Below are 226 nucleotides of genomic sequence, written 5' to 3' on the forward strand. Positions count from 1 at the left end.
AGGTGACTAACCTTGCTAACGAACATTTACCTTCGCAAATAGATTTAACCCAAGAAGGCGCTGTTACAGATTCACATATTCAAGCCGGCGCATTTATAGGTGACGGCTCACAACTTACTAATTTACCGCAGGTAGATTTACCATCACAGCTAGATTTAACTATAAATGGGACGGTGACTGATTCAAGCATTCAAGCAGCTGAAATTAATGGCACCTTGATAGGTGA

Annotated in this window: 1 protein-coding gene; it reads left to right on the forward strand. The window is 41.2% G+C overall.

The genetic code is table 11. The features are described 5' to 3' along the window. The coding region (locus tag SANK73390_RS21140) for a hypothetical protein (RefSeq protein ID WP_462768294.1) at positions 1 to 226 on the forward strand (226 nt) is incomplete at both ends.

The sequence above is a fragment of the Pseudoalteromonas sp. SANK 73390 genome, from assembly GCF_054966645.1.